The organism is Sessilibacter sp. MAH1, from assembly GCF_054658315.1.
This window is the reverse complement of record NZ_BAAGIC010000016.1, coordinates 100,044-122,155: the sequence shown is the minus strand read 5'-3', so window position 1 is coordinate 122,155 and position 22,112 is coordinate 100,044. Positions and strand designations below refer to the sequence as shown.

Annotated in this window: 15 protein-coding genes; 4 read left to right on the top strand and 11 right to left on the bottom strand. The window is 40.2% G+C overall.

The window, feature by feature from the left end; genetic code table 11:
* Positions 1-238: 238 nt before the first annotated feature.
* The 3 genes from ACYQ28_RS15410 to ACYQ28_RS15400 form a co-directional block, all read right to left on the bottom strand.
* A complete protein-coding gene (locus ACYQ28_RS15410; RefSeq protein ID WP_460051553.1) occupies positions 239-1,120 on the bottom strand; it encodes a haloacid dehalogenase type II in 882 nt (293 codons plus the stop codon).
* Positions 1,121-1,249: 129 nt separating this feature from the next.
* Complete coding sequence (locus tag ACYQ28_RS15405; protein WP_460051552.1) at positions 1,250-1,654, bottom strand: hypothetical protein; 405 nt, start codon at positions 1,652-1,654, stop codon at positions 1,250-1,252.
* A 340-nt stretch (positions 1,655-1,994) separates the two neighbouring features.
* Positions 1,995-2,498: a GNAT family N-acetyltransferase gene (locus ACYQ28_RS15400; protein WP_460051550.1), complete on the bottom strand. Its 504-nt coding sequence runs from the start codon at positions 2,496-2,498 to the stop codon at positions 1,995-1,997.
* Between the two features lie 271 nt (positions 2,499-2,769).
* On the opposite strand from ACYQ28_RS15400, the gene budC reads away from it, so the two are divergent.
* Complete coding sequence (budC, locus tag ACYQ28_RS15395; RefSeq protein ID WP_460051548.1) at positions 2,770-3,534, top strand: meso-2,3-butanediol dehydrogenase; 765 nt, start codon at positions 2,770-2,772, stop codon at positions 3,532-3,534.
* Positions 3,535-3,766: 232 nt separating this feature from the next.
* Here the strand turns inward: budC and pbpC are convergent, their stop codons facing one another.
* The gene (gene pbpC, locus ACYQ28_RS15390) at positions 3,767-6,181 is read right to left on the bottom strand and encodes a penicillin-binding protein 1C (RefSeq protein ID WP_460051547.1); all 2,415 of its coding nucleotides are present in this window, start codon (positions 6,179-6,181) and stop codon (positions 3,767-3,769) included.
* Entirely contained in the window at positions 6,178-11,925 is a 5,748-nt protein-coding gene (locus tag ACYQ28_RS15385) for an alpha-2-macroglobulin (protein ID WP_460051546.1), read from the bottom strand. The genes pbpC and ACYQ28_RS15385 overlap by 4 nt, the downstream gene beginning before the upstream one ends.
* A gap of 802 nt (positions 11,926-12,727) precedes the next feature.
* Between ACYQ28_RS15385 and ACYQ28_RS15380 the strand changes: the two genes are divergently transcribed.
* Positions 12,728-14,083 (top strand): diguanylate cyclase domain-containing protein, encoded by a 1,356-nt coding sequence (locus ACYQ28_RS15380; protein ID WP_460051544.1) that lies wholly within the window; start codon positions 12,728-12,730, stop codon positions 14,081-14,083.
* 302 nt (positions 14,084-14,385) lie between these two features.
* Here ACYQ28_RS15380 and ACYQ28_RS15375 read toward each other — a convergent pair whose 3' ends face one another.
* Positions 14,386-15,387: a YhdH/YhfP family quinone oxidoreductase gene (locus ACYQ28_RS15375; RefSeq protein WP_460051543.1), complete on the bottom strand. Its 1,002-nt coding sequence runs from the start codon at positions 15,385-15,387 to the stop codon at positions 14,386-14,388.
* A 276-nt stretch (positions 15,388-15,663) separates the two neighbouring features.
* On the opposite strand from ACYQ28_RS15375, the gene ACYQ28_RS15370 reads away from it, so the two are divergent.
* The gene (locus tag ACYQ28_RS15370) at positions 15,664-16,032 is read left to right on the top strand and encodes a winged helix-turn-helix transcriptional regulator (protein ID WP_460051541.1); all 369 of its coding nucleotides are present in this window, start codon (positions 15,664-15,666) and stop codon (positions 16,030-16,032) included.
* Positions 16,033-16,134: 102 nt separating this feature from the next.
* Here ACYQ28_RS15370 and ACYQ28_RS15365 read toward each other — a convergent pair whose 3' ends face one another.
* The gene (locus ACYQ28_RS15365; RefSeq protein ID WP_460051540.1) at positions 16,135-16,689 is read right to left on the bottom strand and encodes a TetR/AcrR family transcriptional regulator; all 555 of its coding nucleotides are present in this window, start codon (positions 16,687-16,689) and stop codon (positions 16,135-16,137) included.
* Between the two features lie 155 nt (positions 16,690-16,844).
* On the opposite strand from ACYQ28_RS15365, the gene ACYQ28_RS15360 reads away from it, so the two are divergent.
* A complete protein-coding gene (locus ACYQ28_RS15360; RefSeq protein WP_460051538.1) occupies positions 16,845-17,486 on the top strand; it encodes a glutathione S-transferase family protein in 642 nt (213 codons plus the stop codon).
* 129 nt (positions 17,487-17,615) lie between these two features.
* Here the strand turns inward: ACYQ28_RS15360 and ACYQ28_RS15355 are convergent, their stop codons facing one another.
* The 4 genes from ACYQ28_RS15355 to ACYQ28_RS15340 form a co-directional block, all read right to left on the bottom strand.
* Complete coding sequence (locus ACYQ28_RS15355) at positions 17,616-20,534, bottom strand: leucine-rich repeat domain-containing protein (RefSeq protein ID WP_460051537.1); 2,919 nt, start codon at positions 20,532-20,534, stop codon at positions 17,616-17,618.
* A gap of 243 nt (positions 20,535-20,777) precedes the next feature.
* Positions 20,778-21,308 (bottom strand): hypothetical protein, encoded by a 531-nt coding sequence (locus ACYQ28_RS15350; RefSeq protein ID WP_460051536.1) that lies wholly within the window; start codon positions 21,306-21,308, stop codon positions 20,778-20,780.
* A 345-nt stretch (positions 21,309-21,653) separates the two neighbouring features.
* Positions 21,654-21,827 (bottom strand): entericidin A/B family lipoprotein, encoded by a 174-nt coding sequence (locus ACYQ28_RS15345; protein WP_460051535.1) that lies wholly within the window; start codon positions 21,825-21,827, stop codon positions 21,654-21,656.
* A 63-nt stretch (positions 21,828-21,890) separates the two neighbouring features.
* Entirely contained in the window at positions 21,891-22,085 is a 195-nt protein-coding gene (locus tag ACYQ28_RS15340; protein WP_460051533.1) for a CsbD family protein, read from the bottom strand.
* Positions 22,086-22,112 lie beyond the last annotated feature (27 nt).

Below are 22,112 nucleotides of genomic sequence, written 5' to 3'. Positions count from 1 at the left end.
ACCGAATGAATTATTTTTAGGGCAGCGAGTAGATTTACTTGCTGCATAATTGATTGCAGTTATTACTTGAAACCAAGCTCTGAATAATTAAGCGATACTTCAAAATAAAAAGTATCTGGAAATACATGCGTTTAAAAATATAAGGTATCTGAAAATACGACGAATTTTAAAATACAACGTATCTTAAAATAAAAAAGGAGGCCTAGCCTCCTTGATTCTTAAATTTGCAACTTTCAATCTACAAACTCATTAACACCTTTGCTAAGGCTAGCATATCTTCGCCTTGAAAATGCGGTTGTTTAAAGCTGGGTTGATACAAAGATTCTTGGCGTTTTATGTAAACACCGGTCATACCGGCACTGATCGCGCCGTGAATATCCCACGGGTGAGCTGCAATTAAAGCAACTTCATCAATATTTAAACCCAATTTTTTTGCGGCATAATGATAGGGTTCTGGTGCGGGTTTCCAGTGGCCGCTGTCTGAGGCAGGCCAAAGATAATCGATTTGATCACGAATACCCGCTTTGGTGAGCAGTTTATCGGTATTGCCAGATGAGCTGTTGGTCAGCGTAATTAATTTGATACCGTTGGCTTTAAAATATTTAACTGCTGCGACTACATCTGGATGCGGCGGTAACGCGGCAACATTAGCGAGAATGTCTTTAGCTTGTTCCGTAGTAAGTGGCGCTCCGACATTAGCCGAGGTCACTTTAAGCGTATTTACCGCTAATTCGCCAAAAGGCAATAATTCATGGCTGGATTCTAGGGCAAAGCCATCGCGTAGCATTTGCGAGAAAAATAATTCTAGGCTGTAAGCCGGTAAGCCCGCTTCTACAAACGCAGGACGAAGCGCACGCAAATCAAACAGTGTTTCAATAACATCAAAAGCAATGGCTTTTGGGCGCTTTCTAGAAGTTACCGTGGTTTCACCGTTACCTACTGTCTCGGCCGAGAAAGACATTTGACTGGATGCAAGACCGGTAAGCGTTGCTAAACCGGCAATTGACGATTGCACAAATTTTCTACGATTTAATTTTTTACCACTCGTAATCGTTACCGAGTCGTGCCCTACTTCACCCAGCTGATCTACACCAAAATCGTTATTCGAGTTATCACCCATATTGGAAACCCCTTTTACTCCAATAATTTGTTTTTAAATAATTTAGGATCGATCGTTTTTTAATGCAGAGGTTCATAAATTTTTGATAAAAAGCTCTGAACTGAGCCAGAGCCTTTGAAAATCTATTGGCTAGCGTTTAATGGTAAATAAGGTGTCTTGATTACGCATTAAATACAGGGCCATTGTTGCTGCAAGCATTGGAAATGCCGCGAAAAAGAGTAAATTGGGTACTTTCCAAGGATCAAAATAATGCTCAAAAGACACCAATGTAGATGCTAAATGCATAAGAAAAATAATCCCATAGGAATATTTTTTCATAATGCCAAGTAAAAACGCCAATACCACCGCAGCCTGCAACAGGCCAATAACATACACCAACTCAGTCGCAAGGCCTTGAAAGTAGTAAAACTTAGCAAAGACGCGAGCTGAGTGCTCTGGATTGATAAATTTATCAATCGTCCACATAAAAAAGACGATAAACACACCAACACGTAGCAGCAGTAGCGATAATTTTAAGGATTTAGCTTCAGTCATAAAAAACTCATTTTCTGTATGGAAATTATCAACGGCGAAAAAATATACGATTACTAATACGTCTTTTTGAATGACAACTACAAAGACTGATAAATCCGTTAATGGCTCAATAAAAATAACAAACTGTTCAAAATATCGTTAAATACATAAATGAACAGTTTTAGAAGACTGAAGTACTTGTTGATTTGCTCTGGAAGTTACTGTTGAAGCCAATAAGATACAGATTAAACGGTTTAAGAGAATCTCTGATTAACTCCATGGTTTAATGACAGAACAGAAATTGACAATTCGATATTCAATCTCTTCACAATTTCAACAAAGATAAGTTAATAGGAGTTTCTTATAAAAAATAACGATACTGGTTATTTTCAAAGCCATACAGCTGCGCAACACCATCGCGCTTAAAGCCGAGTTTTCGCAATAAATAATTAGAGGCCGTATTATCCGGTAGCGTTATCGCCAAAACTTCATTTATTTTTAAGTTGTGCTTTGCGTTAGAAAGCACAATATTACAAGCTTCTTCTGCATAACCTTTGCGCCAGTAATTGGGTAAAAATGCGTAGCCTAAATCTGGAGTGTCTAACTCTGGTCGTTTAACCAAACCACACATTCCAATAGGTTCTAGGGTTTCTTTCAGCTGTACCATGTTAAGCCCAAAACCGTTTAGCTTGTAACTTTCTAAGGGGCTATTTTGCAAATACAATTCAGCTTCTGCTTTGGTTTTTACGTTTTTATCGGCTATATTTTGTATAAAAGCAGCATCATTTAATTGTGTAAGAATATAATCCGTGTCTGACAATAGAAAATGTCGAATACATAAACGTTCCGATTCACCAATAATCATAATGACTCTCAATCAGTTAAAGATACCTAAGTTATTGAAATTGACGATAGACTATCGACCTAATACCCATTAACCTCATGTTAAGTTAATCACTTAAACTAACAAATAAATTCAGATTAATCTTATTTATTTAACAAGACTTCATCATTAAGCTGTCTGCCCAGTCTCGTACCAACCATAAACCCGCACATTTTTGACATTACTTCACCATTCTGAAGCTGGGGTTATGTGTTTGTACTCATCTAACAGCTAACAGCAAAGGGTTTTTATTATGGCAATTTTGAACAAATCAGCGATTGTTACCGGCGGCGGTTCAGGTATTGGTGCGGCTACCGCAGAAAAATTGGTTAAAAACGGCTGGAATGTCACTATTTTTGGTAGAACTCAATCTAAATTGGATGCAACCGTAGAAAGAATTGCTCAACCAGAGCAAATGTTAGCTGTAACCGGTGATATTGCTAATCCAGCCGACGTCGAAGCCTTAATAAATGCACACATCGACCGTTTTGGTGGCTTAGATGGTTTAGTGAACAACGCCGGTGTGCCTGTGGGCGGCCCAATTGACGCCGTATCGTTGGATGATTGGAAAAACGTTATGTCTGTTAACCTAGACGGCGTTTTTTATACCACACGTTTGGCCGTGGCTCACTTGAAAAAAACCGGCGGTTCGATTGTTAACGTATCGTCGGTTTCTGGTCTTGCAGGTGATTGGGGTTTTAGCCCATACAATGCATCCAAAGGTGCTGTGAGTAACTTTACTCGCGCACTCGCGCTAGAATTAGGCGGTCAAGGTGTTCGTGTTAACGCTGTTGCACCAAGTCTTACCGATACCGATATGGTGACGTTTATATCTGAAAACGAAGAAATGATGGCCAAATTTAACGCACGTATGCCAATGGGCAGAGCAGCTAAACCCAGCGAAGTGGCTGCGGCAATCGTGTTTTTACTCAGCGAAGACGCCAGCTTTATTAACGGTGTAAACCTACCTGTTGATGGCGGAATTTCTGCGTCTAACGGCCAGCCTAATTTTTCATAATTGAGTGTGTTAAATCGGCCAAATTTTTTAGTTGATTAAAAGAAACTCTGATTAACCCAGAGTTTCTCGCGACACAAGGATGTGTCGCCAATTTCAAAAACAGTACGCGATTGAAATTGTGAAGAAATTAGAGTTTGCATTTTCAATTTCCTCTTTCTGATTAAATCATAAATGAATTAATCAGCGATTTTCAAAAATAAAGCACGCCAATTTTTTAAGCCTGTTATCTAAATTAAGGCTGATTTATAACACGAATTTTTTTACTGCTGCTTCTACCCGAGTCATCCACCACGGTTACTTCATGCTCGCCTATTTCTGCCTGCCAACTTAATACCTTACCTGTTGATGACTGGCCAATATATTGATTATCAATAAACCAAAACTGTGTTGTTACATCCGAATCTACGGTTGCTTGTAATTGAATATTGGAACTCTGGTGGTTATCGATAACGTAATCTATAGAAGACAAAGGAGAAGTAATTAACGGCTGCTGACCGGATGCACTTTTAGTATTTAACTGGCATTCGGGCAAATAAGCCGGCGGTGATTTTAATGAAATTCCAGCCTGCTGAAATAACTGCAAAAAATCCGATGGCCAAAATTCGTAAACCCTTAGCTCTGTATTTTCTTGAAAAAAATCACAAGCGCGTAAACCGGTCTTGTTATCTACGGCTACCGCTCTGTGTACGGTAGAAACCTTAATGGGAGAAACACCCGGAATAAACCAAGACTCTGTGACGTTCGGGCAATATTTGCTGGGTAAATCACCGGTATTGGCGCACACGTCAACTTTTTTAATATTAAGTTGCTGAAGATTGTATTGATCTTTTAGCTTCCAACCTTGATCGGGAAATATCGACGAAAATATCGAAAATAATAACGGGCCAGCGGCGGTTCTACCCACAAATGCAGGATTCCCTTCACCGTTAAAATTACCCACCCAAACCGCCAATACGTAAGGCCCAGAAACGCCAACGGCCCATGCATCTCGGAATGCCCAAGAAGTACCGGTTTTCCAAGCGATATCGTTTGCAAGTAACGAGTTTTTATTGCGGTAGCTACCGTCTGGTGGCGGATTATCTTTTAAAATATCTAAAATTAAATAACTTGCTTCAGCAGACAATAAATGTGCGGATTGTTGAGTATTTGCTGGTTCTTTTTGTGCTGGTTCTTTTTGTGTTTTCGAATTTTGATCTTTTACAGAGATTAGCGGTAAAAATTCACCACCACGTGCTAAACCGGCATAGAGTTGCGCAAGCTCCAACATGGTAACTTCACCACCGCCCAATGCCAGTGCTAGTCCGTAAAAATCCGGTTCTTTAAGATCTTTAATACCGGCATTGACTAGAAACTCGTAAAAACTTGAATGCTTAAGCTGCGCTTGCAAGTCTACAGCCGGTACGTTGCGACTGGTGATCAGCGCATTTTTTGCAAACACCGGTCCTAAAAATCGCTTGTCGTAATTCTCCGGTGAAAACCCGGCAAACTGTTTAGGCGTATCGCGTAACATGGTCATGGGATGAATTAAACCTTCATCCATTGCCAAGGCATACACAAACGGTTTTAAAGCCGAACCCGGTGATCGTTTAGCCGTCGTACCGTTTACCTGCCCTTCGAATTCGGTTGAGAAAAAATCCGCCGAACCCACCATGGCTTTTAGGGTATTGGTTTCATAACTGATTAACAAAGCCGCAGCGTTATTGATTCCGTCTTTTTTACGTTTAGATACGTATTCTTCAATACGATTTTCTAACTGCTTTTGCAAGCTTACATTTAGGGTGGTTTCAATAACATTAGACTGGTAGTTATTATCCAGCAAGCCAGCATTATTAATCTGTTGAAGTTGATACTGCGTAAAATGCGGGGCAATAAACGGTAATTTATTTAAAGAAGCAACTGAAAGCGGTAAGTCTAAAAATGCTTTTTTATCAACGTCTTCTGGGTGCTTTTCTAGCCAAAGTTCAAATAATCGATCACGAGCCTGTTTTATAGAAGTATAACTTTTTGCCAAACCGGGCGCTCGTTTACTCGGGTTTTGTGGTACCACACTAAGCATCATGGCTTCGGGCCACGTGAGCTTATCCGCGGTTTTATTAAAATAAATTAAACTAGCGGCAGCTATACCTTGAACATTTTGTCCGTACGAAACACCATTAAAGTATGCTTCTAGTATTTCTTGCTTATTGTAATGACGCGTTAATACTAATGCTTTGTATATTTGTTCGAGTTTGCCATAAAAAGTTGAAGAATTTATTTGCCAACGCATTCGTGCAACTTGCATGGTGACGGTGGATGCACCTACTCGACGATGCCCTATTCCATAGGTTGACCAAGCCGCACGAAATAACGCTAAAACATCAACCCCCCAATGCTGGTAATAATCTTGATCTTCATAGAGCAAAGTCGCCTCAATTAATGCCGGTGCGATGGTTTCTATGGGTTGAAATAATCGATATTGATCATCGTCGGCCAGGCTAATTCGCAATAACGTATTTTCGTCACTTAAAATCGCGGTTGAGTAACTGATATCAACATACAATTGCGGTTTGGGCGCAAAAGCAATAATGGCACTTAACGTTAATAAAATTACGCCAAGCGTTATTAAACTCCATTGAATAACACTCAGCGTAAAGGATTTTAACTTCATGGTTGTGCGGCTAGTACCTTAAAGCTACGCGATTCTGAAATGGCTTTTACTGAGCGATCGTACATGGATTCTGCGGTTGTAGACGGTACCGTAAAGGTGCCCGCTGCGGTTGCTTTTACTTTGTATTTTAATTCGGTAATTACACTGTTAAAGCGACCGTAATAAACAACTCGATCTTCGCGCACATCAACGTAATCAATATTGTTAAAAGCTAAATCACTATTATACGTTTGCGCATTGTTAATCGAGTTACGAACCACTTCAAATCCACCCGGCAGTAAATCAATCACAGCAATGTTACTGAGTGTTTTATTGTTTAGGGCACGTACACGAATAACCACATCCAATTCGGCGCCTTGTTTTATGGTATCAACCGCCTTACCGGCTTTATCGTAGAAAGTTCTGGTAACCTCGATACCTTTTTTAATGGCAGATGCCGGTGATTGATAATCAAACCCGGTTTGTACGTTTACGTAATACAAGCCGTCTTCGCCTTTTACGGCAATTGCCGTGGTATCGGTATTATAACTGGCTTGTGCAAATGGCGCTGACTCACGGGTTAAAACCTGTTGACCCGAATTTGATTGAGCCATAAATTCAATCGCGGCATCAACGTCGGAATTTTCGGTGATGCTTGCGTAAGCACTTAACGCCAATACCGAATAAGACGCGGCGATAGTGTTATAGCGGCCTTCAAAAATAGGTTTAATAAATTCCGAAATCACCGAGTAATTTAATGACTTCGCTTGTGATTCAAAATGACGAGCCAGTAAATAAATATATTGTGCATTTTGCGTTAACGCAGAATCAAAATCACCGTAGATATTGTTATTACTCGCGGCCACAACATAGCCATCAATTAACTGCTCGGCTTGATCATTTTGTTTTAACAGCAGATAAGTAGCAGCCATGTAGCTCGCGGTTAAATCTTTTCGCCAAGTTTTGGCGTAATTTTTTTCGAGGTACTCTTGCAGCTCAACCAAGTAATTAGTGGTAACCTTACCCATGCGAGTCAGCAAATAAATCGCATTGGCGCGTACTCGTGCCTGCTCTAAATCACGACTTTGTTGACCAACATAAAACGTTAAATAACTTTCTAGGCGCTCTAAAATATCATTAGGCACCGCAAAACCAAGTTCTTTAGCCTCTAATAAAAAGTGCGCGGCGTAAACCGTTGGGTATTCAGCAACCGAACTATTACCTGGCCAAAAACTAAAACCACCCTCACTTAATTGACGCTGACGCAGTTTTAACAAAACTTGGTCAAAATGCTCCTGCAATTGAGCTTGTTGGTCTTGCCAGCCGATATGGCTCATTAAACCAATTCGCGGAAACACCTGACTAACAACTTGTTCGGTACAGCCGTGTGGATAATTTTCCAAATAATCGTGCAGACCATCAACCAATACCAGCGGACTTGTCGATGCAGAAATATGCTGTGACGCTAAGGGTTCAAACAGTTGGCGAGACAATTCTACAGTAACATCGCCATTTTTATTAAAACCTGCGCTAAAGTCACTGCGATAAGTCGTTACTGGTCGTACACTCAGACTGGCACTGCGCGATGCATCAATTCCATTATGCTCCGCCGAAAAGACAATATTTGCCGCCCCCAATTTAGGCAGTGTTTTAAATTTGAAGCGCAATGCCGCTTCGCCACCTTCATCGATCGCAATGGTTTGAGTGGATTCAGACAGCAGCTCTAGATGTTCAGAAGTTTCTACACTGACTTTCACCTGTGCAGCAACCCCAGAACCTTCAATGATATTGGCAATACCAATAGTTGCCTCAAACTCATCACCCGGTGCGGTTTGTAAAAGTACGTTGGGTGTTAATACAAACGGCCCGCGAACAATGGTACTGCTGCTAGTTGCACCCATGGCTTCGTCGGATACCGCCACGGCCATTACCCGTAATGCACCCGCGAATGTATCGGGAACATTAAACTGTACCGTTTGCACATCACTGGTTGATTCAATAATTCCCGACCAATAAACCGCAGGAGTATCGGTTTTACGTGTAAAAGGATTTAAATTTGCTGCCAGAAGTTCATCAGCATCTGCGAAAGCACCACCACCGGCGGCGGATAAACTTTTCCAGAGATTAAATTCTGGCAAAATTAAATCCATCATTTGCATGGTGGTAACACCCAGCGCACGCTTTTGTAAAAAGTGATTTAACGGCTGAGGCGTTTGATAATTTTCAACCTGCAAAATGCCTTCATCAACGGCAAAGACAACAATTTTGGCGGGTTTTTCGGTTGAATAACGAATGTCCATGGTTTTACCCGGACGAACAATTCGATCTATCTCTAAATTTACCGCCAAGTCACGTTTGGAGCGATCCACACTGAAAGGTTGCACCGCGTAACTTAAAGGACTGGTGTAGATTTCTTCGCTCGAAATATCGCGCACAAACGCCACATTAACGTAAGCTGTGCCTTCTAGATTATCGGGCACGCGAATGGTTTGCAGCGTACTTTGAGTAGTGGTTTTAAACCATTTATAAATATGCACACGATCGGATTCGATAGTAATTAAGCCCGCACCTTGGTACGGAGCCTGAATACTCATCTCAATCGTTTCGCCGGGCTTGTAATCGTTTTTATTAAGCGACAATTGTAGCTCGGCGTTTTTATCAATTTTGCCGGATAAATTACCCACACCGACAACGGTGAAATCGATTCTCGACAAACGATGATTGGCGTTGTCGTAAATCTCGTAAGCGTAACGGCCCGGTTGCGAGCTGTCGATAGCCAATGACGTATTATCGTCAACAACAAACGCTTTATTGGAAAGAATATTTTCTTTGGTAATGGTTTGATATTGATAAGTACCGTTGGGTTGTTTTACCAATGTTGAAACATCTTGTAACTCAATGGTACGCAAGGTTAAATCTTGTTGTTGCACTGTATTTAATTGTGCGTCTAAGGCAATCCATTCGATGCTGCGTTGGCTGTTTTGATTAATATAATCCAAACGACCATTGGTTTTGTAACCTAAGACAAAATCTAATGGCGATAAAAGCACACTACTATTGGTCGTAACACTACGCCCACCGGCTTGATCAAACCCTTCGATGCTTAAATTAACGCGATAGGTACCGCTGCTAAAACGACTCAAATCAATATCGTATAGTGCTTCACCGTCGTTATTAGTTGCAATCGATGGCAGAGTCTCGCTGATATTTAGCGGTTCCTTATCACTGGTTATGGTCGAAAAGGTGTAGTCTTTAAACTGACTGAAATAAAAACTGGCAGGATAAACGTGTAAATACGCTTCCGTTCTGCGGTTTTGTGCAGGTACATCAAACAAGTTCTTAAGCGTTGCTTTTGCGGTAATAGAAGATTGCGTTGTCCAGCGAGCCTTATCCAAACCTTCTAATTCGCTGGTAATCTTCATGGTATCGGGCTGGAATTCTTCAACCGTAAAGGTCACATTACCCAGTTCTTCGCCACGTCGATTATTGTTACGCAACACGTACACTTGTGCGGTATAAAGACCGGTATTAAAGGTTTCTTTGGTATCAAAGTTAAACTCAAAGAAACCGCTTTTGGGTACCGTTATCTTTTGTTTGGTTAACGATCGATATTGCGAATCTAGAATTTGTACTTCTACCGGAATACCTTCAACGTTTTGCAAATTATTGCGTTTAACAATAAAGCCTAAATGCACTGATTCGCCGGGGCGATAAATACCGCGATCGGTAAATACAAAAGCGTTTAGCTGCTCACTTTTTTGATAACGTGGATTAATGCCACCAACGTCAAAACGGGAGTTATTAATTTGTCGTGAATAGCGATCAAAGGGAATAAACGAAGAGTCATTACCGTGGGTTACAAAATACACAACCGATTGTTTTTCGTTACTTAAGCCTTCGGTAGAGGCTAATTGAGTATGACCCGAATCATTGGTGGTGCCTTCTACTACTGGCAATCCGTTTTTACCCAACAATTGTACTTTTGCATTGGCAACGGGTTTGCCATCAACAATAGATTGCACAAAAACATCTTGGGTATTGTTAATATTGGATTTAACAATAATCCCCAAATCAGTGACCAAAATAAGTCGGTGATCTTCTATACCGTAGATTGTATTTTTTCTTCGTTCATCATAACCGTGGACTTTTACGTAAAATAAACCATAGCTCTGACCACTGTCTTTTAAATAGCTGCTTAGGTCTAAAGATGCATAGCTCAAGGTTTTAGGATGAGCATTGTTTAAACGAACAATTTTCTCGTTTATTTTAGCAATGTTATTTTCGTCGAAATACCAATTGTTAAAATCTGGCGAACGTATATCGCCACTGGTTTGGCTGATTAAGTGTGTTAACTGACCATCAATAATTTGCCCAATAGAAAACTTAAGCGCTTGTACACCACGGGCAGAAACCGAAAGTTTATGTTCACCTGAATAGGTTAAAATAGAACCCTCACCAAAGAATTGCACCTCTTGCGGATAACGATTGACCGTGACAACGTGATCGTAAGCAACCGTGGTTTTAAAACCGTTACGCGATATTAGGCCTTTATGAATACGCGCGTAAATCTGGCGATTTTCAGGAACATCAAACACAAAACTGTAAGTTGCAGAATAAGACCGAGGATTTTCTAGCCATTTGGGTGAAAGCTTTTCGCTTTGTTCAAGAATAGCGTCGTTAATTTCGCCACCGTTATTCCAATGGGCGTTGCGATTATTCCAACGATCGGGCAATAAATAAAACTCGAGTTTTTCAGCTAAATTTTCTTGTTCTATATCGTCGGTTAATTCTATAAATACGGCCTGCTCGGGTTCGTCTTGGTCATTACGAACAATATCAAAAAATATTTCTGATATTTTTAAATAGCTCGCAACGTCGGGAATTAACACACGATTATCAACCACAGAATCGGTTGGTGCACCACCCAATTTAGAAACAATGCCCTTGTCCAGATTTAATGTCATGTAGTTAGCAACATCGGGTAAATCAATAGGCTCAGAGACAACATAAGCGGTGCGAAAAGTTTCGCTGTAATTGACCTCAAACGAAAAGGCTTTGGGTTTTACCTCAATTCCGGCACCGGAAGGTCGCATCAGCAATTTTGCATGTTGCTCAAAACTTTTGGGATCAACGGGATGAGTAAAATTAAGATCGGCGGTTACACGGCGAATAGAACTGTTGGTGGGATCTTGATAAAAGCTGATGTCATCAATCGACACCTGCATAGCCGGGGTTGTAAAGCTTATTTGAGTTGTTTTTAGCTGAGTTTCTTCACTAAAAATTGCCGGATCAAGGTCAATAGTGTATTCCGTACCCGGCGCCCAGTCGCCTTCTGGTGAAAAATACAGCACCTGATCTTGCCCCCACTGCCATTGACCTTCTATGACTGGAGCAATCGTCACGCCTTGGGTTAACTCTTCACCGATTAAATCTAACCTTGCAATAGAAGGCGATTGTTCGGGTAGAATTTGCCCTTCTTTAAGCTCTGAATAATCAAACTCAAAATAAACCTGAAGGCCACTGGCAGATGCGCCTTGATAATCTTCTGTTAAGAATGGTGGCTCAACATTGGCTTTAACAAAAACCTGACCTGGAAGCGATTTAAGATAAAAAAAGTAGCCAATAACAGCAACTAGTAAGATCAGCAACAGTGCTAATAACCAAGGTTTAGATCTGGCCTGCCTATTAAAGTACACCAACCAAATTGGCGCCTGCCACTGAATTGATCCAAACACAAACTTAAATAACATCAAAGGCGTTTTCATTCATTCTTCCCAGTCTGAACCTGCGCACTTCATTCGGCCCGTTTTTAGGCTGTAAATGCGGCGCAATAATTGCGGCTAGAGTAACAATAAACCTTGGCAATTTCATATTTTAAATATGACGAATTATGGCAGATACACCGATCATTATTTAATCGATTTCTGATTTTGGCGTATTCTAGAAAAATACAACGATATTTACAGACAATAAATATTAGCCACTATTTGCACAAAAAATACAAGAAACTCTGATTAACAGAGTTTCTTGTGACACAAGGATGTGTCGCCAATTTCAAGAACGGTAAGTAATTGAAATTGCGAAGAAATTGGAAATCGCATTTTCAATTTCTGTCCTCTGATTAAATCATGGATGAGTTAATCAGAGGTTTTTAGAGTTAGATGAACAATTTTGTTACCCCAAAATACTTGGCTCTATTCAAATGAATTCGTCAAAGTCTATTTTATAAAATCCAGTTATCGCAAATTTGTAACAGTTTTCAAAATTCTAATTAATATCGTGATAACGCCAAAAGCTTCTATCAAGGTTAACACCTAAAAACACTCATATAATTATTCACTCATAAATCAACAAAGAAAAACCCCAAGCACACTTACTAGAATAAAAAAATACAATCACTTTCTTTATTAGGAATAGCATATAAACATTCATAGTAAAAACATGAATAACATCTAACCAAACAACATAGCCAAAAAAATAATATTTAAAAACTAGAACAATTACTCGATTTATAAACATGATTTTGTTAAAAATATTAACTTCACCAAAACATCAAAAGAATAAATCGTGAATATAAATACCGCGCTGCTCACCAGTATTCTTGATAAATCACCCTCTCATATCGCTGTTGTTGACTCAACCGGCGAAATAGTTTATGTGAATAAATCGTGGATTAATTTTGGGCGCGAAAACGGCAAAAATAATAATCAGTGGATTGGTTTAAATTATTTAAATATCAGTCAACAGTCGGCACAAATCGGTGATGCATTGGCGGCTAAAGCGCACCTTGGGTTATCACAAGTCATCAGTGGCGAATGCGATGAATTCACCCTCGATTACCCTTGCCACAGTGACACGGTTAAACGCTGGTTTTTAATGAGAGCACAAGCCCATGAGGTTCACGGTCTTCGTTTAGTTATTATTTATCACGATCAACACGTCGCCGGCTCAGAACTTGAAGCCATAAAAGAACGTTTAATGCTGGCGACAGATGTTGCCCAAATGGGCATATGGGAATGGCGACCGAGTGATAACTCCCTTATTTGGGATCACTGGATGTACGAAATCTTTGAAATACAACCCACAGATACAAGCGGTTATTTATGGGATTGGATCAACCAAATAGATACAGACGATAAGGCAAGAGTTAAACTTAGTTTAATAGACGCTTCTAACCGAAAGATAATTTTTAACACCGAATATAAAATACACACAGAATCTGGCGTTAAAATTCTACAAAGCCGAGCCTGCACTATAGAAGATAAAGAAAATCACTCGATAAAAGTCGTTGGCGTCACACAAGATATAACCCACCATCGACTGGCCGAACAAAAAATTCAAATTCTGGCTTATCACGATCAACTCACCCAATTACCCAACAGACGCTTACTCAACGACAGACTCAATCAAGCACTCGCTGCCTATCAACGTAACCATTTAATGGGCGCGTTAGTATTTATCGACTTGGATAACTTTAAAACCATTAATGATAGTTACGGGCATAAAATTGGCGATTTAGCACTGACTAAAATTTCAGAAACTATTCGCCAATATTTACGAAGCAAAGATACTTTGGCTCGATTTGGGGGCGACGAATTTGTACTATTAATTCCTGAGCTTTCTAACAATACCAAAGACGCAAAAATTGCCGTCGAAGCACTTTTAAAACGACTGATTTCACAATTAGAAAAACCCATTTTTCTGGCCGACATTTCGGTTACGGTTACAGCTAGCTTTGGTATTACCTTTTATTATGCAGGCAATCAAGATCATACCGAGCTATTAAAACAAGCCGACGAAGCCATGTACCAAATAAAACGCCAAGGTAAAAGCAGTTACGCCTTTTATCATCAATCGCCACACAATCGCAAACTCATCAACAGCACTAAGATCAAACTATTAAATACGGTCAAGCAAAAATAAATTTTACGTGTAGAAACATCTGATTAACTCATCCATGATTTAATTAGAGGGCAGAAATTGAAAATGTGATTTCCAATTTCTTCACAATTTCAATCACTTACCGTTCATGAAATTGGCGACACATCCTTGTGTCGCGAGAAACTCTGGGTTAATCAGAGTTTCCTATATATTTATAACACTTGTAGAGCCGTCGAATTAGGTATTCCCTTAAGCGGAAAATTAATCATTAATACGTACGATTAATTTACCATTTAATTAAGCTGTTCCAAATTAACCCATCTGTAAGTTAACCTGTCTTTAAATTAATCCGTCTTTAAATTTACGAGGGTTCTACCAACCACTTTACCGGCTAAAATATCGTTAATTTTCTGATCCAATGCATCAAGGCTACATTCGGTCACAAAGTCTTCTAGGTTATCGAGCTTCCATTCGCTCGCCAATTTCGCCCACAGTTTTAATCGTGGTGCCATTGGGCACTCCACCGAATCAATACCCAGTAAAGAAACGCCGCGTAAAATGAACGGAAAAACATTCAGCGATAAATCCGCAGAAGCCGTTAATCCACAGCAGGTTACATTGCCGCCATAACGGGTTGATTTAATTGCCGCTGCCAAATAATCACCGCCAACGCAATCCACCACACCAGCCCAGCGTTCACGCATCATGGGTTTTTCAGCGCCTTCGAGCAGTGATTCGCGGGTAACCACTTCACTGGCACCTAGGGATTTTAAAAATTCGGCCTGCTCCGCTTTGCCGGTTACGGCTACCACTTCAAAGCCACTTTTAGCCAACAAGGCAATCGCCACAGAACCCACACCACCTGTGCTACCGGTCACAAGAATTTGGCCGTGTTCGGGCCTTGTACCGCCATCAAGCAGCGCCTGTACACTCATCGCTGCCGTAAAACCCGCGGTGCCAATAATCATGGCTTCGCGCGTTGTTAGGTTCTCTGGCAGTTTTACCGCCCACGACTTGGGTATGCGAATATACTCACCAAAGCCACCGGCGGTGTTCATACCCAGATCAAAACCGGTAACCAGCACCTTATCGCCAACGGCGAAGTCATCGGAATTACTCTCAACAATGGTACCGGCGGCATCAATACCAGGAGTGTGTGGGAAGTTGCGACTAACCGCCGGGTTACCCATAGCCGATAACGCATCTTTGTAATTGAGCGATGAATAATCCACTTTGATTAAAAGATCACCGGCCGGTAGATTGTCGATAGAACGATGGGTAACAGAACGCGAAAATTGTTTATTTTCAGACTTCTCAACCAATAAACATCGGTATTGTGTGCTCACGCGAGCCTCCTTGATCATTATTGTTATTACGTAAAAGCCCTGAACTTACCGAGCGTGCAGCGATTACCATCAGAACTTACTGATTATCAGCTCAGAACAGACTGCATAAAGACTCAGAGATTTATTAAGGTACAGTTTTGTTGATATACTACTATTAATCAAGTATGCACTTTTTAGTTTGCTAGTTACCAAAAAGATACCAACTAAATAACCCAACACTTTGCGCAGCACCTTAGCGAAATTGAATTAACAGCATCAATTTATTCGAGCACGACAATGACAAAAACGGTAGAGACACTCACCGAAGACAACGAAACCACGTATATTTGTGGTGTATCTGTCACCTTAGATTTAATTGGCGGAAAATGGAAAGGCGTAATTTTATGGCATTTATCCCATAAAACATTGCGTTTTAGTCAGCTAAAAAGACGCTTGCCTAAAGTTACGCAAAAAATGCTAACCCAACAATTGCGCGAACTAGAACGCGATCAATTAATCCATCGCGAAGTGTTTGCGGAAGTACCACCCAAAGTGGAATATTCACTCACAGAATTAGGTGAAAGTTTAAAACCTATTTTAAACGCAATGTGCAACTGGGGTAGCGAATATTATCGAGACAATAGTAATAACAAGTCACAACAATAGTCACAACAAGGCATAAATTAAAATGCATCGTTATGACTTGTTAATTTTCGCTATTAATAGGGATTTTATGTACAACAAACTCTGATTTAGCTCCGTTATAAATTAATCAGAAATACCAGCATTAACACCCTCACGACAGGCTTTTAATAATTTTTCGACCAATTCATCGTCGTTAATGGCCTGCGCAATTGCCATGCCACCCACCATTAATACGGTTTTTTTAATGGCTTCTAGCTCGTCTTCGGTATCGCCAGTAAGCTCTTGTATACGTGTCACGAATTTTTTAAAAACCTCCGTGTAAGTTGAGCGAACCTTGCTTTCGCGTTGACGCATATCGGTTGCCAAAAATGCCAGCGGGCAAGCAAATTCGCCCTCTCTATGTTGTTCGCTTAAGTACAGCTCAATAATATCAGACGGTTTTAAATTAGCGTTTTCTAACGCGTAGTTTTTGGCACGTTGCGCAGCATCTACCACGGCTTCTGCGTACAAATCGCTCTTCGATTGAAAGTGATTGTAAAAGGCACCGCGTGTTAACCCAGCGTGTTCCATTACGTCGTTGATTGTGACATTATCAAACCCGCGTTTGGTAAATAATTCCGCCGCGCTGGCGGTAATTTTTTGGCGGCTTTGGTCTTTGTGCTCTGTTTTCCAACCCATAACTCAGCTCTTTTCAAGGTTTCGGTAATCGTTAATACGCTGCATTAATTCGGCGATGATTTCGTTAATTATTTCATCTTACAAGAATATGATCTTGAACATATTGTTAATTTGAATACATTAACCCCGCAATTAACAATAATCAGGACTGAGCCATGAGCACCCCAATTACTATTTACGGCCCTACTTTCAGCACCTTTGTACGCAGTGTAATGATGGCCTGCGAGCTTAAAGATATTCCCTACCAAGTAACCACCGAAATTAACGGTGAAAAAATCGAGTTCAGAAGCGCGCAGCACAAAGCTTTGCACCCTTACACTAAATTCCCGGTGTTAATGACCGAAAAAGGCCCAATTGGCGAAACCGTAGCCATTTTGCACTACCTAGAAAACACCTTTGGTGGCAAAAAGCTCTACCCAACCGACCCCTTTGAACAAGCGCAGGTTGAGCTGTGGAGCGGCATTAGCGGTATTTACGTAGATACCGATATTGTGCGCAAAGTATTGTTAGAATATATTTTTCCGAAAGGTGAAAACGGCACCGTACGCGCCGATGTGGTAGAAGCCGCAATGCCGGGCGTAGAAAACGCACTGAGCGTAATAGCAGAGAAACTAGGCGATAATACCTATATTTGTGGCGATGAAATTACCGCAGCCGATTTAATTTTAATTCCTATTATCGACTACATTGAACAACTCGAAGTAGGCAAACCTAAAGTTGCCGCCCACAAAAACCTCGTAGAATATATTGAAAACGTGCGCAAACAAGACTTTGCAAAACGTGTATTGACCAGCTAATTCGCTAAATAAATTTGCTGTAAAAGAATTAGTTAAAAAACCAAAAGAACTCCGAGCATTCGGAGTTCTTTTAGATGGGCATTGGGTTAAAAATCTGCGACAACTATTTTTTAGTTAAAAAACACGCCGTTAATCTTTAAAACCGTATTCTACAAAATCTTGCCATTCTCTTGGTTGTACACGGTCAGTAATTTCAGCCAAAACATCACCTACGGTATCGGCAAACTTTTTAATGGCTCGATAACGTTCCATATCTTTTGCACTTAAACTTTGCACGCCGTACTTACTAATAGCACTTTCTAAACTTTCTCGTTTACTGTTCCAAAAAGCGGCGTATTCAAGCCGATTTTCTATTTCCCAAATTTTGGCATCGTCTAAGGTAAATATACGAACAATATCTGATAATTTGTCACCATCTTGCTGTGACCACATCCATATTTGGTGAAGTTCGTACATGCAATTAGGTGATTTTAAATATTTATCGCTTAAAAATATAAATACCCGCTCACCTTTGCCAATGCGTTGCATAAATTTGGTTATGCTATCGCCAAATTGCAGGGTGTTTTTATCGCGGATGATTTTAATACCAAGATTTTCTTCTGCATCATCACATAACTGATCTACTTTTTCTTCACGCTTTTTACCAACATCAGTTTTATCGTCGTTCCAAGCGTAAGAAACAGAGTATTCTTTTTGCTGGGGTTTTTCTTGGGCGTAATCAGGCTCAAATTTCGGTGCTTTCATATCAGAATTATCTACAAATTCGTGTTGGGATTTTGTGTTATCTAAAGAGCTTTCTTTTTGTATTGCGTTAATACCAATTCTTTGCTCAACACGCTCTAACTGTTTAATCAGTGATCTAAGTAATCGTTCCGCGCCCGCTCCTTGGGTTTGTATACAAATCTCTCCTTGCCAACTACCGGTTTTGGTTTGGGTAATTAAGGCCCGGCTTTGGGTGGTGCGTTCGGGCACAAAAAATCCATTGCGCCAGTAATCTCCTGCTAAACCCGCGCTTTTACCAATTTCGGCCATAAAGTTACGGAGTAATACCGACGGCAACAATTCGTAGCTAAATACGGCTTTTTCTATGGGCAAGTTTGGGTTCCATTTTTCCGTTAAACCCTCGGGTGGTAGTTCCGGCAATAAATCCGGGGCGAGATATTCGTATTTTTCCTCTAAAAGTTCTTTTTGCCAGTGTTTTTTCAAGCCAAAACAGATATTGCAAGATTCCATTAAATTTAAAAATAAAACTTGTTCCTGCTCAGAAAACCCCAGCTCATCCCATAAAAGTATCGCTAACAAATCGCGATCAAACTTGCCATGCATTTTTTCTTTTAAAATTTTATAGCAATTATCGCGGTTAAATACCGCGTAAATGGCTTCTAGCGCCCAGGCTTGGTCAAGAATAATTTGGTTATTAAATAAACCTTGTTGATAAAATACATAACCGCAGTTGTGCAAAAAATCTAAAAATAATTCTGTGCTAGAAATACCACCGGTATTTTCGCACAAGGTTACAAAATCATTGTATTGAATGGTTCGGTGTTGGCGCTGCTTAACGGGCCTTTTAGAATCGTCATCGATCCATTGTTGCAGTTGATCAATAACCCGTTGCCTGCCTTCACCAATAAGCGGTTGATCTATTTGTTGATAGGCTTCGGTGAGCGCTTCATCTAAGGCCGCACGGCCGCGATTATTTAACGCGCTGTAATCCAGTGTTTTCCAGTATTTAAACTCCCCAAGCATTGCATAAACTTCACCTGGTAAGGTTTGCGCTTGGCTTGGCTCATCACAATGGGTTTGTACAATAATCACCGAGCAATCGGTACCACCAAACTGTTTAATGTAATTTAGCCAATAGAGTAGCGGATAATTACGAAACTTCATACCACCGTAGGAATGAGTCTCGGACGCTTCCATTTCAGGCATCCAAGCCAATAAAAACACTGCGCGGCTGCGCATAAATAAGGCGTGGGTGCCGTGGTAAATATCTTGTCCACCAAAATCCCACAAATTAAATCGCGCAGTTTTATGGTTAGGCACAGCGGTAGAAGAAATGGTAATACCGTGGGTAGAATCCGAATTTTTCTCAAATTCTAAATCGGATAACTGCCTGCAAATCTGGGTTTTGCCCACCCGACCATTGCCAATAATCATTAACTTAGCATCTTGCTGTTGGTTTTGGCTCTCGGCTAAGTCTGTAAGGTGTGCTCTTAATCTTAGTAGGCAATTCTCATGCTCATGTTTTGACAAAATTTCATTGGGTAATCCAGCAATTTTACTGCCACCTAAACGTAATGATTTTAGCCTTTTAGAAAAAACCAGCTCCAAGGGTATTACTGTAACTGGGCAAGCATAAACGTTTAACCAATCCAACAAACCCAAAGCAATCAACGGGCTTAGGTCAGTGATTTGATTGTCCCAACAAATAAGCCTCTGCAAGTTAATTAAGCCACTCAACGGGCTTAGGTCAGTGACTTGAGTACCCTGACAATCAAGCTCTTGCAGGTTATCTAAGCCACTCAACGGCCTTAGGTCAATGACTTGAGTCTCATGAAAATCAAGCTTTTGCAGGTTACTTAGGCCACTCAACGGGTTTAAGTCAGTGACTTGAGTATTATAGCAACGAAGCACTTGCAGGTTACTTAAGCCACGCAACGGGTTTAGGTCTTTGACTTGAGTACTACCACAATAAAGCTCTTGCAGGTTACATAAGTTACTCAACGGCCTTAGGTCAGTGACTAGAGTAATACTAAAATAAAGTATTTGCAGGTTACTTAGGCCACTCAATGGGCTTAGATTATTGATTTTAGTACTAAAACAATAAAGTTGTTGCAGGTTACTTAAACGACTCAATAGGCTTAAATCGCTAATCTTAGTCTCAGAAATACTAAGAACCTGAAGTTCTTTTAACTTAGCAATACTCTCCGGTATTTCTTCTAACCCTTGCAAATACGATAAATTCAACGCCTTACCCGGTTGCCAATTTTTAATTAGCCGTTCAGCCTCGGCATAATTATCTGCTGGAGTTCTGTTGCGCCAATCCATTTCCGTCCCTTGCTTTCAATCAATAGCATTTAAGTAACTATCGCACGTTGCGGATTTACTGGGAATATGGATTTATTGACATGCTGGCGCCGATAGAACATCTAAACATAAATTAAGTGTTTAACACGTCAAAGCGAGATATTTAAAGAGTTAGAATTAGATTCTAAAAAGAATAGTTGAGGATATTTGTAAAATGGCAGGCAGGTAAATTAAGCAAATAATATTGCGATTATGAATAAATAACTAATCGCTGCTGGTACAAAAAAACCAGTGTTTATTAGTGGTTTTTTCGCATAAGTGATAAAACTCTGCTTTGGTTTTTAAAGCGTCGTTAATAGACTCTACTTGGGTTTCTTCTGTGTAGCCGTTTTCGCTGTATTGGTAATACCAGCTGGCGCCTAGGCTAAAGCTATTTACTATTAACCTTGCTCGCGCAGCACTAGGTTCTGTTACGTACAAAACTCGGCTTAGGTTGTATTGGTTCATTACTGTTAAGATAAATTGTTTACTGTTTAGCTGCGCGTTGTTTTCTAGAAGGTTTTTATCAGAGTCGCTTTGCTTAGCATTCAATTCTTCGGTGAGTTCTTTGCGATAAAACTCAATAAAATTGGCGTTGTTTAAAGTAGCAATGTTATCGAGTTGTTGAATAATTTCTTGCGAGTTTGTATCTAGCGTGCGAGGTATTTGCGTATTGTTTACGTAAAAAAATAACAATGCCGAGCCAAGCATCATTATGCATAGAGCTACGATTGTTTTGGTTTTATTTATAGACATCGGCGCAGTTGTGCGGTATTTTTGAGCCTTCTCTAATGGGGTATGGAACCCCTGCAATGGCTTCCATTAAGGCCGTGGCATCTAAGCTATTTGGGTTTGGGTAAGTTTTAAATAAATTTATGCCTGATGCAACCGATAAGCTGTCGGTGTATTGTCAAATTTACGTAAATCAGCGCAAACCGAGGGTGGCTGATTGTTATACATATAAAATTACGAATATTTTTAATTTTACAGTTGCTTAAAATAAATACACTGCACTTATCATCAAACAAGTATTTATAACCAAGCAAACATTTATAACCAAGCAAGAATTGGTCATTCAAGATTTATGGGTTTAATTTTGAATTAATCTGCCGCACGCTCGATGGATTCACCCGCCGACTGCACGTCTTTACCAAAACCCTCAACGGTTTGACAACCGGCAAACGACACCGCAACTAAACACGCAAAACCTAAAATTAATTGACGTTTGTTACCGTATTGTTTAAAGACATTTTTTATTTTTAACGGATTATTCATTAGGCTCTCCAAGAAGTTTTTGCACAAAAAAAGCAAGTGGTTGTTAACCACTTGCTTTCGCTATTAATGCTTAGTAAGTTTTTCCCACGCTTCGCGAGCTTCTTCTTTTGATTTGCCGTAGTGCTTTTGCATAGAACCTTCAAATTTTTCTTGCGAACCGGCCATTTGCTCTACTTCGTCGTCGGAAATTTTGGCCCAAGTTTTACGAATTTCACCTTTAACTTCTTTCCATTTACCTTCTGCCATATCTTTATTCATAACGAACTCCGATTATTTTTTCTAAAT

Excerpts from the sequence above, each read along its gene's own strand:
- ACYQ28_RS15410 (WP_460051553.1), bottom strand. The coding sequence starts at position 1,120 with ATGGGTGATAACTCGAATAACGATTTTGGTGTAGATCAGCTGGGTGAA.
- ACYQ28_RS15370 (WP_460051541.1), top strand. The coding sequence starts at position 15,664 with ATGACAAAAACGGTAGAGACACTCACCGAAGACAACGAAACCACGTAT.
- ACYQ28_RS15365 (WP_460051540.1), bottom strand. The coding sequence starts at position 16,689 with ATGGGTTGGAAAACAGAGCACAAAGACCAAAGCCGCCAAAAAATTACC.
- ACYQ28_RS15350 (WP_460051536.1), bottom strand. The coding sequence starts at position 21,308 with ATGTCTATAAATAAAACCAAAACAATCGTAGCTCTATGCATAATGATG.
- ACYQ28_RS15360 (WP_460051538.1), top strand. The coding sequence starts at position 16,845 with ATGAGCACCCCAATTACTATTTACGGCCCTACTTTCAGCACCTTTGTA.
- ACYQ28_RS15345 (WP_460051535.1), bottom strand. The coding sequence starts at position 21,827 with ATGAATAATCCGTTAAAAATAAAAAATGTCTTTAAACAATACGGTAAC.
- ACYQ28_RS15355 (WP_460051537.1), bottom strand. The coding sequence starts at position 20,534 with ATGGATTGGCGCAACAGAACTCCAGCAGATAATTATGCCGAGGCTGAA.
- ACYQ28_RS15405 (WP_460051552.1), bottom strand. The coding sequence starts at position 1,654 with ATGACTGAAGCTAAATCCTTAAAATTATCGCTACTGCTGCTACGTGTT.
- ACYQ28_RS15400 (WP_460051550.1), bottom strand. The coding sequence starts at position 2,498 with ATGATTATTGGTGAATCGGAACGTTTATGTATTCGACATTTTCTATTG.
- pbpC (WP_460051547.1), bottom strand. The coding sequence starts at position 6,181 with ATGAAGTTAAAATCCTTTACGCTGAGTGTTATTCAATGGAGTTTAATA.
- budC (WP_460051548.1), top strand. The coding sequence starts at position 2,770 with ATGGCAATTTTGAACAAATCAGCGATTGTTACCGGCGGCGGTTCAGGT.
- ACYQ28_RS15385 (WP_460051546.1), bottom strand. The coding sequence starts at position 11,925 with ATGAAAACGCCTTTGATGTTATTTAAGTTTGTGTTTGGATCAATTCAG.
- ACYQ28_RS15340 (WP_460051533.1), bottom strand. The coding sequence starts at position 22,085 with ATGAATAAAGATATGGCAGAAGGTAAATGGAAAGAAGTTAAAGGTGAA.